Below are 13,105 nucleotides of genomic sequence, written 5' to 3'. Positions count from 1 at the left end.
TGAGGATCTACCGCCGAACCACGCCCTGGAGCTGCGCGCGCAGCTCCGGGGTGAGCTGCTGGCCCACGCGCTCGACCAGAAGCGTCATCTCGTACGCGACGAGGCCGATGTCGCAGTTCGGGGCCGCGAGCACCGCGAGGCACGACCCGTCGCTGATCGACATCAGGAACAGGTAGCCCCGCTCCATCTCGACCACGGTCTGGTTCACCGTGCCCGCCTCGAAGCACCTGGCCGCGCCCGCCGTGAGGCTGACGAGCCCGGATGCCACGGCGGACAGCTGTTCGGCGCGGTCGCGGGGCAGGCCCTGCGAGCCGGCGAGCAACAGCCCGTCCGCCGACACGACCACGGAATGTGCCACACCGGGAACCCGGCGCACGAAGTCGGTGATAAGCCAACCAAAGCTGCCTGGCTGAGCTGCGGTCGTCACTCCTGCTCCTCGTCTTGCCGGCTCGACATGTCACCAGCGTAAGCGTCGATCAAAGCGTGTCGCCCTCGACGGACGCCCTGCTGAAGACTCGACATGCGTCCACGGATCGCGTCAGCCGATCGTGGTGGCAGCGGGGGCCGCTGCGGTTGCCGCTCCGCAGCCTGCGGCTTCGGTGCGGCGGATCCCGGCACAAGCTGAGCCTTGGGCACCCGCTTGGGCAACCCCGCCTGTGTCGTGGTCTCGGGTGCCTTGCTGAGCAAGGCCTGTGCTGCCTGCCACCCCTCGTCGGCGGGCGAGTGCCACACCGACTCGGCGGACTGCGCGTCCGGCTCGGGTTCGGCGACCGGTTCGGGCTCGGTCACGCGGGACACCTCCCCAAAAGGGTTCTCCGAAGCGCGCTTGGGCAGGTTGTTGGGGGAACCGGGCTGCCTCTTCGGCAGACCGCCCTCGGTCAGACTAGTGCCGGCGTGGGCGTCGCCACGCTGAGGCAGGGCAACATCGGCTTCGCGCTTCGGCGCGGAGCCCCCGTCGAGGGTGCCGCGGTGCGGCGGGGCGTCGTCGGAGACGCCCGGCGTGACCGGCGGCACGGGCCGCGGCTTGCGGGTCGGCAGGGCCGACTCCTCGCGCGCGACCGGCTCCGGCTCGGGGGCCGGCGGCACGGCCTGCGCGGTCGCCGCCGACGTCTCGCTGCCCACGGCCTGGAACCACTGCGACAGGACGGCCTCGTAGATCGGCAGCCGCTCGGTCGGGGCGTCCAGCTCGTGATCGGCCGGCCTGGTCGACGGCGTGTGCTCGGGCGCGGAGCCGTTGCGGCGCGCGGGCTCCGGTTCCGGCTCGGGGTCGGCGAGGAAGCCGTGGTCCAGCGCCGGGGCGAACTGGGTGGTCTCGAAGCCGTGCTCGTAGGCCGTGTCGTGCTCGTCACGGTCCTCGTAGGCGGTGAACAGGGTCGGCTCGCCGAACGAGCCCTCGGGCTCCCGCTCGACGTCGCGCTCGGCGCCCGCCGACAGCCACGACCCGGACACCTCGCCCGACGTCTCCGCGGGCGCCTGGCCGAACGTCGGGGTCTCGCCGAACGCCGGCACGCGCGCCGGGTCGTGGTCGCCCTCGCCCTGCACGAAGCTCACCGGGAACGCCGGCTCGTCCTCGACGCGCGGGATGCTCGGGAAGCTCGCGTCGTCGTCCAGGCGGGACAGGGTGCCGGTGCCGAACGCGCCGGCGATGCCGGACGCGCGCTGCGCCGTGTTGCCGAAGCCGGAGTCCTGGAACCCGGAGTCCTGGAAGCCCGAGTCCTGGTAGCCGGAGTCCTGGAACGAGTCGCCGAACGCGGTGACGGGCTCGGCGCCCATCGGCGAACCGGACGCGCCGGGCTGCTGCACCAGGGTCTCGGGCACGAGCACGAGCGCGGTGGTGCCGCCCTCGATGTCCTCGTTGGCGCGCAGCCGGACCCGGATGTCGTGCCGCTTCGCCAGCCGCGCGACCACGTACAGGCCCATGCGGCGGGACACGGCGACGTCGACGTCCGGCGGGTCGGCCAGGCGGGTGTTGGCGTCGGCGATCTCCTGCTCGCCCATGCCGACGCCGCGGTCCTGGATCTCGATCGCCAGCTCGCCCTTGCGGGTGCGGGCCGTGCGCACGGTGACCTTCGTCACCGGGTCGGAGAACGCGGTGGCGTTGTCCAGCAGCTCCGCGATCAGGTGCACGAGGTCGTTGACGGCGCGGCCCTGGACGGTCAGCTCGGGCGTCTGGCCGACCTGCACGCGGGCGTACTGCTCGACCTCGGACACCGCGGCGCCGAGCACCTCGGCGGCGGGGACCGGGCGGGTCAGCCGGCGGGACAGGTCCGTGCCGGAGAGGACCAGCAGGTTCTCGCTGTTGCGCCGCATGCGGGTGGCGAGGTGGTCCAGCTCGAACAGGCTGGCCAGCTGGTCGGGGTCCTGCTCGTCCTGCTCCAGCCGGTCGATCAGGTTCAGCTGGCGCTCGACGAGCGCCTGCGACCGGCGGGACAGGTTGACGAACATCGAGTTGACGTTGTCGCGCAGCAGGGCCTGCTCGGCCGCCAGCCGCACCGCCTCGCCGTGCACCGCGTCGAACGCGCGGGCCACCTGGCCGACCTCTTCGCGGGTCGTGATCGGCACCGGCGCGATGGCCGTCTTCGCGGCCTCCTCCGGGTTCGGGTCGGCGAGGATGCGGCCGACCGCCTCCGGCAGGCCGTGGTCGGCCACCTCGAGCGCGGTGCGGCGCAGGACGCGCAGCGGGTTCAGGATCGAGCGCGCCACGAACAGCGCCATGAGCATGGCCAGCAGCAACGCGCCGAGGACGATGCCGGAGTCGCGGAACGCCGCGGCGCGGGCGGCGCCGGTCAGCTCGTCGGTGCGGTTCTGCAGCCGCTCCAGCAGCAGGTTCTCCACGTCGCGGGTCAGGTTCACCGTCAGCGTGGACGCGATGTCCCACTTCTCGGGCCGCAGCGACGTGAGCGGCTGGCCGGCGGCGGCCAGGTTCAGCGCCGTCTCCTGCATGTCGTTCGCGGTGTCGACGATCAGACCGGTGACCGTGTCGTCGTAGATCTTGGCCTGGTCGGCGGTCGCGGACTTGCGGAAGTCGTTGCGGGCGGCGTCCAGCTCGGCGTTCGCCGCGAGGAGCTGGCGCTGCTGGCCGGGGCCGAAGGCGCCGCTCTGGAAGACGTCGAGCATGATGCCGCGCTTGCGCGACTCCTGCTCCTTGATGCGGGCGATCGCGTTGGTCGCGAGGTGCAGCCGCACGAGCTCGGGCTCGTTGATGCCCGCGATGGCCTGCTCGCCGAGGTCGAGGAGGCTCTCCACCGACTCGGAGTAGGTGCGCATGACGGCGTCGGACGGGTACTGGGTGTCGCGGACCGCGTTGCGCAGGCTGTTCAGCCGGTCGAGCTGGCTGGACGCGCGCCGGAACCGGGTCACGACCTCGTCGTCCAGGTCGGAGCTCAACTCGACGATCTTGCCGTTGAGGGCCTGCACGGTGTCCTCGACGCGGCGCAGCTGGCGGTCGAGCACGACGCGGTCCAGCTGCTTGCCGGACGCCACGTGGCTCGCGCTCAGGTCGCGCTCGCGCTGCAACTGCTGCACCAGGTCGGCGACGGCCGACTCCAGCTGGATCTGGTTGGCCAGTTGGTTGAGGTCGGTGGCGTCGGCGAGGTCGGAGTTCACCCGCAGGCCGCCGAGCACGAGCGCGGCGATGGTGGGGATCAGCAGGACGGCCGTCAGCTTGGTGGGCAGCCGCCAGTTGCGCAGCCGCCACGCCGCGCCGTGGGTCTTCTGCTTGCGGCCCGTCGCGGTCGACCCGGCCCTGGTCCGCTCGGCACCCGTTGACTCGGTCACAGTTCCATCACTCAGCGCAGCCAATCCGTCACCCGTTCCGGGCCTTTCGGAGCGCGGTGGAATCCCCACGCCTGACTGGCTGGGACCTCTCTCTCGACGGGCCACCCTGGGCTTCCTCTTCTGGCAGCAGTGTTCCCCGGCCTCTCCCCCGCGGACCGAAGCATGGACTCGAAATCGGGCCGAATTGCAGCACAGGAGCAGTGGTGCCGGCTAGTCACCCCGCTCCGCGCTCGGGACACGACGGTCTGCGACGACCTGTGCCACCAGGCGGGGAGCGTAGTGCTCGTGCCCAGGCCGGGGGAAGACTCCGGAAGCACTCACCGTATCGGAGCAGGGCTGTCGTTTCATACCTCTGGGTGGTTACGATCCCCCGCATCGACAAGTGCGTCGAGAAATTCGTTGATCAAATAGACCTCGCTCTCAGGTCATCCCGGCGAGAGGTGCCATGGCTACCCCAGCACGTGTTCTGCGACGTGCGGCAGCGTTGTTCGCGTGTGCCGCGACCTTGACGGCGTGCGGACTGCTCCCCGGCACCGACGGGAACGACCGCCCCGACGTGGAGCGCAACACACTGCGCATCGGTGTGCTGCCCGTCGTCGACGTGGCACCGCTGCGCCTCGCCTACAACAACAAGCTGTTCGAGAAGGCCGGCCTGCAGGTGCAGCTCGTGCCGCTGAACAACGAGGTCGAGGGCATCAAGCAGCTCGACACGACGCTCGACCTGACGTGGGCGACGCACGTCTCCCTGTTCCGCAGCTACGCCGAGGGCACCCAGCTGCAGCTGCAGGGCGAGGCGTACCAGGCGGGCGCGAACACCATGGCGCTCGTCACCATCGACGAGTCGTACGACAACCCCGGCAAGAGGACCAGCCCGCGCATCGCGGTGCCGTCCACCGGTGACGTGGGCGCGCTCACGACGAAGGCCGTGCTGAAGACCGCGGGCGTCGAGAAGCAGCGCATCACGCCCGTCGAAATGCCGTTCGAGCAGATGGTGGACGCCATGCGGGCCAAGGTGGTCGACGCGGCGTGGATGACGGAGCCGTACATCACCAAGGCGCAGCGCGACGTCGGCGCCCGCATCCTCACCGACACGGCGGTCGGCCCGACCAAGGACTTCCCCATGTCCGGGTACGCGTCGAGCAAGAAGTTCGCCGACGGCAACCCGCGCACCCTGGCCCTGTTCCGCCAGGTCCTGCGGGACGCGCAGGAGGCGGCGTCGAACGACAAGCTGTCCGTGCAGAACGCCCTGACCGGCTACATGGACGTCGACCAGCAGACCGCGGCGCTGGTGGCGGTGGGCACGTTCCCGCTGTCGCTCAACCCGGTCCGGCTCCAGCGCGTCGCCGACATGATGGACACCGAAGAGGTGCTGCCGGAGCGGTTGGACGTCGGCGGGTTGTTGCCGCCCGGAACCACCAACTGACGCACGGTCAGCGCACCGCTAAGCCAGAGGGGCCTTCCGATTGCCGGAAGGCCCCTTATTTTCGGCTTTAAGCGCGCGCTTTGGCTCGCATCACACGTCCGTCATGCAGATCGTCGTAGCGGGCTGTGAGTAAACGGACACGGTCTCGCCACTCTCGCACTCGTTCTCGTCCGCCCGGCCTTCCACGACCTTCGTCACCTTGTAAGTCGCGCTCGAATCGCAGGTCACCTTGCTGGTTTTGCCCGCGACAATCGAGCCTTCCTCCTTGAAGCAGTCGCCCTCGGCGGCGTTGAGCATCAGGCACAGCTTGAAGCCGTCACTTCGCCGTCCGCCACTGGTGGAATACTCGGCGTAGTCACCGGACGGGCACGCGTCCGAGCCGCTGTCGAGGTTGGCGACCACCTTGAACGCCGCCTCGGCCGACGAGCAGTCGATCTTCTCCACGTCGGCGTCCGAGGCGCTGGCCGAGTTCACCTTGATGCAGTCGCCCGCCTCGGCGCCGGCCGGGCCGTTGACGCCCGCGATGACGCCCGCGATGACGATGCCGACGATCGCCAGGACGACGGTCCCGATCAGCGCTTTCGCGCCGCGTGACGTGACCTTGTTCGGCGGCGGCGGGAAGTTCTGGGGGTAGCCCGGCTGCGGGTGGCCCGGCGGGTACGGCGGCTGGCCGAACTGCGGCTGACCGGGCTGGCCAGGCTGGTGACCGGGCTGCGGGTAGCCGGGCTGGGGCTGGCCGAACGGGGGCTGACCCGGCTGGGCGTAGCCGGGCTGCGGGTAGCCGGGCTGGGCGTAGCCGGGCTGCTGGTACTGGGGCGGCGGACCCTGGTAGCCGGGCATCGGCTGGTAGCCGGCCTCCTGGGCCGGGTAGCCGGGCTGGTCGGGCTGCCCCGGGTAGCCGGGCTGGCCGGACTGGCCGGGCTGGTACGGCGGCTGGCCGGGCTGTTGCGCCGGGAACCCCTGGGGCGACGACGGCGGCCCCCAGCCGGGCTGCTGGGGTGGCTGGGGGCCTTGCGGCTGGCCGGGGTTCGACGGCTGGTCGGGTGGCGTGGTCACCTGGCGTTCCTCTCGCGATGTGGCGAGCGGAACGTACCCCCGGGCGACGGCCGGGCACAGCGGATTGGGCGGCGGACGGGCTCAGCCCGGCCCGGCGCGCCCCAGGCAGAACGTCACGACCGGCTCCGGGTACTGCACGGCCCGGCTCCGACCGCAGTTCACCAGCGCCGAGACGGCCTTGACGACGCGGACCGCGTCGGTGGTCGCGCAGTCGACCTTGCGCAGGCCGGTGCCCTTGTCGTGCTGGTAGCACGCGCCCTCGACGAAGTTGGGGATCAGGCACAGCGTGGTCGAGCCGGTGTAGGTCGAGTAGGGCGCGCCGCCGGTCGGGCACTCCTTCGCGTCGTCCACGACCTTCGCGACCTTCAGGGTGGCGTCGTCGGAGCCGCACTCCACGGCCAGGTACCGCGGCTTGTCGGCGACGCCCTCGATCCGCGCGCACGTGCCGGGCTCGGGGGCGCTGCCGCCGTGGTCGCCGCCGAACACCGTGACCGCGAACGCGGCGGCCACCGCGACCGCCACCGCGCCGATGACCCACCCGTTCTTCCGCATGGAACAGGGCATCGGCACGGGCGCGCGCCGGATTGAGCCGGTTCACCCGCGCGTGTCACATCCGGGTTCGCATCCGGGCGGGCTCACACCCGGGCGGGCTCACGTCCGGGCGGGCTCACATCTGGGCGGGCTCGACGCAGTACGCGACGGGCGGCTCGGGGTAGGACATGCCCGCGGAGCCGGGGCAGACCGACAGGTCGGCGGCGCCCGGCACGACCTTGGTGACCTTGAACGTCGCCGGGCCGGAGCACTCGGTCTTCACGAACCCGGGGCCTTCGCCGGGCCCGTAGCAGGCGCCCTCGGCCAGGTTCGGCAGCAGGCACAGCTTGTGGTCGCCGCCGGAAGCCGGGGCGACCTCGGTGTAGAGCCCCTCCTCGGGGCAGGCCGCGTCGGCCTCGTCGAGGACCTTGCCGACCTTGAAGGACGCCTCGTCGGCGGAGCAGTCGAGGACGTCGACGTCGGTCCGGTCGTCGGTCTCGGCAGCGACGCTCACGCAGTCGCCCGCCTCGGCCGCGGCGGGACCGCCGGTGAGCTGCCGGACGCCGTACACGACGAGGCCGGCCAGCACGACCAGCAGGACGCCGAGGAGGATCTTCCGGCCACCGCCGGCCATCCCCGCCCGACCCGTCCGGCCCTCACCCGTCCCGGCCCCACCGGGGGTGGCGGGCACGCGGTCGTCGGCCGCGTCCGGCCCGCTCGGCTCGTTGCTCATGGTCATCCTCGCTGACGGGTGCGCGTGACGGTCCCTCAAGGCAGCGGCACTGAAGGCGCGGCTCTGAAGGTACCGGCACGCGCACCCGCGAGGCGGATCAGGCGTTCTCGCCCGGGCCGAAGCAGAGCGTCAGCTTGGGCTCGGGGTAGGTCAGCGGCGCACCGTCGGTGCACGCGGCCTCGTCCTCGGTGCCCTTCAGCTGCTTGACCAGCTTGTACGCGCCGGACGTGCCGCAGTCGACGGCGGGGTAGCCCATCTTGCTGGTGTTCTCGAGCTCGTAGCAGGAGCCCTCGACCAGGTTCGGGACCAGGCACAGCTTCGAGTCGGGGCCGCGGCGGGCGGTCTCGGTGTACTCGTCGTACGCGCCGTTGCACGACTCGGTGGTGGAGCCCAGCACCTTGCCGATGGTGTAGTTCGCCTCGGCCGCGCCGCAGTCGACGGTCTTGAACTCCGGCTTCGTCGCGGTGCCGGTCAGGCTGGCGCAGTCGCCCGCCTTGGACTGGGCCGCGTCACTGGTGAAGTAGTTGATGCCGTAGACCACGACGCCGGCGACCACGATGCCGATGATCGCGGTGAGGATCCGGGCGAGGACGCCTTTCTTCTTCTTGGGCTCCGGCGGGAGCGCCTGACCCTGCTGGACGCTGGGCGGCGGGGCGGACGCGGGCATGTCCGTGCTCATGATGACCTTCGTTCATCCGGGAGAACCCCGACGGATCACGCGATGGTTCGCGTGGTGGGGCGGAGGGACGCTATCGACTGCGCCATGAGGACGTACACAGCTTTACCGAACCGAGTCCGTAAGCTTTCCGTTGCCGGACGAGTACGGTCCGCGATCAACTTGCGCGCTGTGGTCACACTGGAGGGACACCAAGCGACAGGAGTGCGCACCAGTGACCGACGGCCCTTTGATCGTCCAGTCGGACAAGACCCTGCTGCTGGAGGTCGAGCACCCGCTGTCGGACGACGCGCGCACCGCCATCGCGCCGTTCGCGGAGCTCGAACGCGCCCCCGAACACGTCCACACGTACCGGGTGACGCCGCTGGCGCTGTGGAACGCCCGGGCCGCGGGCCACGACGCCGAGCAGGTCGTCGACGCCCTGGTCCGGTTCTCCCGCTACCCCGTGCCGCAGCCGCTGCTGGTGGACGTGGTCGACACGATGGGCCGGTTCGGCCGGCTCCAGCTGGCCAACCACCCGGTGCACGGCCTGGTGCTGAACTCGCTGGACCGCGCCGTGCTGGAGGAGGTGCTGCGGCACAAGAAGGTCAAGCCGATGCTCGGTGAGCGCATCGACGACGACACGGTGGTCGTGCACCCGAGCGAACGCGGCCGGCTGAAGCAGTTGCTGCTGAAGATCGGCTGGCCCGCGGAGGACCTGGCCGGGTACGTGGACGGCGAGGCGCACCCGATCGACCTGGTCGAGGACGGCTGGCAGCTGCGCGACTACCAGCGGCTGGCCGCGCAGGCGTTCTGGGCGGGCGGCTCGGGCGTGGTCGTGCTGCCGTGCGGCGCGGGCAAGACGCTGGTCGGCGCGGCGGCCATGGCGGAGGCGGGCGCGACCACGTTGATCCTGGTCACGAACACCGTGGCGGGCCGGCAGTGGAAGCGGGAGCTGGTCGCGCGGACGTCGTTGACGGAGGACGAGATCGGCGAGTACTCCGGCGAGCGCAAGGAGATCCGGCCCGTCACCATCGCGACGTACCAGGTGATCACGCGCAAGTCGAAGGGCGAGTACAAGCACCTGGAGCTGTTCGACTCGCGCGACTGGGGCCTGATCGTCTACGACGAGGTGCACCTGCTGCCGGCGCCGGTGTTCCGGATGACCGCCGACCTGCAGTCGCGGCGGCGCCTCGGCCTCACCGCGACGCTGGTGCGGGAGGACGGCCAGGAGGGCGACGTGTTCTCCCTGATCGGGCCGAAGCGGTACGACGTCCCGTGGCGGGACATCGAGGCGCAGGGCTGGATCGCGCCCGCCGAGTGCACCGAGGTGCGGGTGACGCTGACCGACAACGAGCGGCTGGAGTACGCGACGGCCGAGCCGGAGGAGCGGTACAAGCTGTGCTCCACGGCGCGGACGAAGCTGCCGGTGGTGCGGGCGATCCTCGACCGGCACCCGGACGAGCCGACGCTGGTGATCGGGGCGTACCTGGACCAGCTGGAGTCGCTGGGCGAGGCGCTGGACGCGCCGGTCATCCAGGGTTCGACGAAGAACAAGGAGCGGGAGGCGCTGTTCGACCGGTTCCGGCGCGGCGAGCTGCGGACGTTGGTGGTGTCGAAGGTGGCGAACTTCTCCATCGACCTGCCGGAGGCGTCGGTGGCGGTGCAGGTGTCGGGGACGTTCGGGTCGCGGCAGGAGGAGGCGCAGCGCCTCGGCCGGCTGTTGCGGCCCAAGGGCGACGGCCGGCAGGCGCACTTCTACTCGGTGGTGTCGCGGGACACGCTCGACACCGACTACGCGGCGCACCGGCAGCGGTTCCTGGCGGAGCAGGGCTACGCGTACAAGATCGTGGACGCGGACGACCTGCTCGGGCCGAAGCTGCCCGACGTCGGCTGACGTCGCCCGGCGTCGGCTGGCATCGCCCGGCGTCGGCTGACATCGGCTGGCGTCCGCGTGGGCGGCCCGCGCCGGTGGTCGCCGGCGGGCCGGTGATCGTCGCCGATAGGTTGGACGCCTTCTGCGGTCCGACGATCGGGTGGACATGAACCAGGTGGTGCCGTTACCGCGGTGGTGGCTGTGGCGTCCGGGCGCCGACGTGGGCGCGGCGCGGCGGGTGGCCGTGCGGCGGGCCAGGCGGGAGCGGCTGCGGCCCGTGCTGGTGGTGGCGCTGCTGCTGGCCGCGGCCCTGGCGGTGGTGGCGCCGACGTTCTGGTGGTCGGCGGGGCTGGCGTGCGTGCCGTTGGCGGTGGTGGGGCTGGTGGCCGTGCTGCCGGTGCGGCTGGTCGAGTGGGACGTGGTGCGGGCGGCCGGTCCGCGGGACGTCGTGCACTGCGGGCAGTTCACCGATCCCGTCCAGCGCCGGCGGGCGGGCCGGCTGTGCGCCCACTTCGACGCGCTGCGCGGCGCGGAGGCCCGGCGGGTGGCGCGGGTGGAGGGGCTGCTGTGGCGGGCGCTGGTGGCGTTGCGGGACAGCCAGCCGGTGCGCGACGCCGTGCGGCGGGCCGAGAACCGGCCCGGTCTGTCCGCCGCGATCGCCGAGACGACCCGTGAGCTGGCCGAGCTGGACCGCCGGCTGGACCAGTTCGAGTCGGCGCTGCGGATCGTCGCCGAGGAGTCCGACCCCGGGCACGCGGAGAGCGCGCTGCGCCGCGTCGCCGCGTTGGACCCGCTCTAAGATCCCGTGGTGCTGGTCTACTCGATCCCGATGCGGAACCGGTTCCGCGGCATCACGGTGCGCGAGGGCGTGCTGCTGGAGGGGCCCGCGGGGTGGGGCGAGTTCTGCGCCTTCCTCGACTACTCGGACGCGGAGTGCGCGCCCTGGCTGGCGTGCGCGCTGGAGGCCGCCGAGCAGGGTTGGCCCGCGCCGGTGCGGGACTCGATCCCGGTCAACTGCACGGTTCCCGTGGTGTCGCCGGAGCGCGCGCACGAGATCGTGACGGCGTCCGGGTGCTCGACGGCGAAGGTGAAGGTGGCCGATCCGGGCACGGCACTGGCGTCCGACCTGGCGCGGGTCGAGGCGGTGCGGGACGCGCTGGGGCCGTCGGGCGCGATCCGCGTGGACGCGAACATGGCGTGGGACGTGGACACGGCCGTCCGGGCGATCCGCGAGCTGGAACGGGCGGCGCGGGGGCTGGAGTACGTCGAGCAGCCGTGCCCGTCGGTGGAGGAGCTGGCGGCGGTGCGGCGGCGGGTCGACGTGCGGATCGCGGCGGACGAGTCGATCCGGCGCGCCGAGGACCCGTTGAGGGTGGCGGTGGCCGGCGCGGCGGACGTGGCGGTGATCAAGGTCGCGCCGCTGGGCGGGGTGCGGCGGGCGTTGGCGGTGGCGGAGGCGTGCGGGCTGCCGTGCGTGGTGTCGTCGGCGGTGGAGACGTCGGTCGGGATGGCCGCCGGCCTGGCGCTGGCCGCGGCGCTGCCGGAGCTGGACTTCGCGTGCGGGCTGGGCACGTTGTCCCTGCTGGACGGCGACGTGACGACCGCGTCCCTGGTCCCGGTGGACGGCCGCCTGCCCGTGCCCGCGCGCGCCCCGGAGCCCGACCGGTTCGCCGACTTCGCCGCCGACGAGGCCACGACGGCCCGCTGGCTGGCCCGGCTCGACCGGGTCCGGCGCGCGCTCTGAGACGGGCTCGGCGCGCCCTCTCCCCAAACGCCGGGCCCCAGACGCCGGGCCCTGACGCCGTGCCTCAGACGCCGGGCCTCGGACGCCGGGCTTCAGACGCCGCCCGGGTTCAGGTCGAGGGAGAGCACGGCGACGTTCGAGGTGTTGAGCGACCAGCCGCACGCCGCCAGCGGCGACTCCACCCGTCCCGGGTCGTTCCGGCACGGGCGGTGTCCGGTGCGGCCGTCACCTCACCCGACTATCGGGCGGCGGGCCGGACTCCGGTCGGTCAGGGGTGGGTGATGGCCGCGCCGAGGCTGCGGACGATGCCGTCGGTGCGGGTCAGGGCCTCACTGCGGCGCGGGTTGGCGGGGACGCGGGTCAGGTCGACGACGCGGATCGGCGGCCCGAACTCGACCAGCGTCGGGATGTACGACGCCTCCCGCACGGCCCAGCCGGACGGTCCCTTCTCGAACGTGAACCGGGTGACGATGCCCTCCTCGGTGATGCCGCGCGGCTCGGAGTGGCGGGCCACCTCGTTGCCCATGCCGTAGACGACCCACTTGCCGTCGATCTGCTCGATCGGCTGCACGGCGTGCACGTGGGTGCCGATGATCAGGTCCACCGCCGGGTCCGCCAGGACGGCCCGCGCCATCTCCTTCTGCTGCGGCGTCGCCTCGTGCTGGTACTCGTTGCCCCAGTGCAGGCTGGCGACGACGACCTCCGCGCCGGCCGCCTTCGCCGCGCGGGCGGCCTCCAGCACGCCGTCGGTGGACAGCTGGTTCGCCATCCAGGGCTGCGGCAGCGGGATGCCGTTGAACCCGTACGTGAACGCGATGTGCCCGACCTTCACGCCGCGGACGTCCAGCAGCAACGGGGTCGCGGCCTCCTCGGGCGTGCGGAACGAGCCGGTGTGCTTCAGGCCGGCCGCGTCCATCACGTCCAACGTCGTCCTGATCGCGGGCGCGCCCCGGTCGAGGGTGTGGTTGGAGGCGGTGGAGCAGCTGTCGTAGCCGATGTCCTTCAACGCGGTCGCGACCTCGGGCGGCGCGCTGAACGCCGGGTAGCCGAAGGTGGGCGCGCCGGGCGCGGACAGCGGCGTCTCCAGGTGGCAGATCGACACGTCGGCGTCGATCGCCTCGCGCAGGCCCTCCAGCAGGGGCACGAAGTTCCGCGCGCCGTCCCGGTCGGCCTGCTCGGTCAGCGCCGGGTGGACGAGGATGTCGCCGCCCGCGGCGAGCGTGAACGACGGCAGCTCCGGCGCGGCCGACGTGGTCGTGGCCGGCGGCCGGGGCGAGGTGATCACCACCGGCGACCCGGTGCACGCCACC

The 13,105-nt window shown here is 72.3% G+C and carries 11 protein-coding genes; 4 read left to right on the top strand and 7 right to left on the bottom strand.

Annotated elements, in window-relative coordinates; translation table 11 throughout:
* Positions 1 to 7: 7 nt before the first annotated feature.
* Together ACRAKH_RS02540 and ACRAKH_RS02535 are read right to left on the bottom strand one after the other, a co-directional pair.
* Positions 8 to 427: a roadblock/LC7 domain-containing protein gene (locus ACRAKH_RS02540; RefSeq protein WP_033442969.1), complete on the bottom strand. Its 420-nt coding sequence runs from the start codon at positions 425 to 427 to the stop codon at positions 8 to 10.
* The gene (locus tag ACRAKH_RS02535; RefSeq protein WP_380720062.1) at positions 424 to 3,777 is read right to left on the bottom strand and encodes a sensor histidine kinase; all 3,354 of its coding nucleotides are present in this window, start codon (positions 3,775 to 3,777) and stop codon (positions 424 to 426) included. The genes ACRAKH_RS02540 and ACRAKH_RS02535 overlap by 4 nt, the downstream gene beginning before the upstream one ends.
* A 556-nt stretch (positions 3,778 to 4,333) precedes the next feature.
* On the opposite strand from ACRAKH_RS02535, the gene ACRAKH_RS02530 reads away from it, so the two are divergent.
* Positions 4,334 to 5,200 carry an ABC transporter substrate-binding protein gene (locus tag ACRAKH_RS02530; protein ID WP_380720060.1) on the top strand — a complete coding sequence of 289 codons (867 nt, stop codon included), beginning with the start codon at positions 4,334 to 4,336 and terminating at the stop codon, positions 5,198 to 5,200.
* A gap of 90 nt (positions 5,201 to 5,290) precedes the next feature.
* Here ACRAKH_RS02530 and ACRAKH_RS02525 read toward each other — a convergent pair whose 3' ends face one another.
* The 4 genes from ACRAKH_RS02525 to ACRAKH_RS02510 form a co-directional block, all read right to left on the bottom strand.
* The gene (locus tag ACRAKH_RS02525) at positions 5,291 to 6,256 is read right to left on the bottom strand and encodes an LppU/SCO3897 family protein (RefSeq protein ID WP_380720058.1); all 966 of its coding nucleotides are present in this window, start codon (positions 6,254 to 6,256) and stop codon (positions 5,291 to 5,293) included.
* A gap of 81 nt (positions 6,257 to 6,337) precedes the next feature.
* Positions 6,338 to 6,808: an LppU/SCO3897 family protein gene (locus ACRAKH_RS02520; RefSeq protein ID WP_380720056.1), complete on the bottom strand. Its 471-nt coding sequence runs from the start codon at positions 6,806 to 6,808 to the stop codon at positions 6,338 to 6,340.
* A 115-nt stretch (positions 6,809 to 6,923) separates the two neighbouring features.
* Positions 6,924 to 7,520, bottom strand: a complete 597-nt coding sequence (locus tag ACRAKH_RS02515) for an LppU/SCO3897 family protein (RefSeq protein ID WP_380720053.1) — start codon at positions 7,518 to 7,520, stop codon at positions 6,924 to 6,926.
* Positions 7,521 to 7,617: 97 nt separating this feature from the next.
* Positions 7,618 to 8,199, bottom strand: a complete 582-nt coding sequence (locus ACRAKH_RS02510) for an LppU/SCO3897 family protein (RefSeq protein WP_380720051.1) — start codon at positions 8,197 to 8,199, stop codon at positions 7,618 to 7,620.
* A 211-nt stretch (positions 8,200 to 8,410) separates the two neighbouring features.
* On the opposite strand from ACRAKH_RS02510, the gene ACRAKH_RS02505 reads away from it, so the two are divergent.
* The 3 genes from ACRAKH_RS02505 to ACRAKH_RS02495 all read left to right on the top strand — a co-directional run bounded on the left by ACRAKH_RS02505 (position 8,411) and on the right by ACRAKH_RS02495 (position 11,795).
* Positions 8,411 to 10,072, top strand: a complete 1,662-nt coding sequence (locus ACRAKH_RS02505; protein WP_380720048.1) for a DNA repair helicase XPB — start codon at positions 8,411 to 8,413, stop codon at positions 10,070 to 10,072.
* A gap of 145 nt (positions 10,073 to 10,217) precedes the next feature.
* Positions 10,218 to 10,850 carry a hypothetical protein gene (locus ACRAKH_RS02500; RefSeq protein WP_447009599.1) on the top strand — a complete coding sequence of 211 codons (633 nt, stop codon included), beginning with the start codon at positions 10,218 to 10,220 and terminating at the stop codon, positions 10,848 to 10,850.
* A gap of 9 nt (positions 10,851 to 10,859) precedes the next feature.
* Positions 10,860 to 11,795, top strand: coding sequence for an o-succinylbenzoate synthase (locus tag ACRAKH_RS02495; RefSeq protein WP_380720044.1), 936 nt, complete (start codon positions 10,860 to 10,862; stop codon positions 11,793 to 11,795).
* Positions 11,796 to 12,063: 268 nt separating this feature from the next.
* Here the strand turns inward: ACRAKH_RS02495 and ACRAKH_RS02490 are convergent, their stop codons facing one another.
* Positions 12,064 to 13,083 carry a CapA family protein gene (locus ACRAKH_RS02490; protein WP_447009598.1) on the bottom strand — a complete coding sequence of 340 codons (1,020 nt, stop codon included), beginning with the start codon at positions 13,081 to 13,083 and terminating at the stop codon, positions 12,064 to 12,066.
* Positions 13,084 to 13,105 lie beyond the last annotated feature (22 nt).

This window comes from Saccharothrix hoggarensis, from assembly GCF_052936025.1.
Note: the sequence above shows the minus strand (reverse complement) of the source record. Positions and strands in the feature narration are given on the sequence as shown.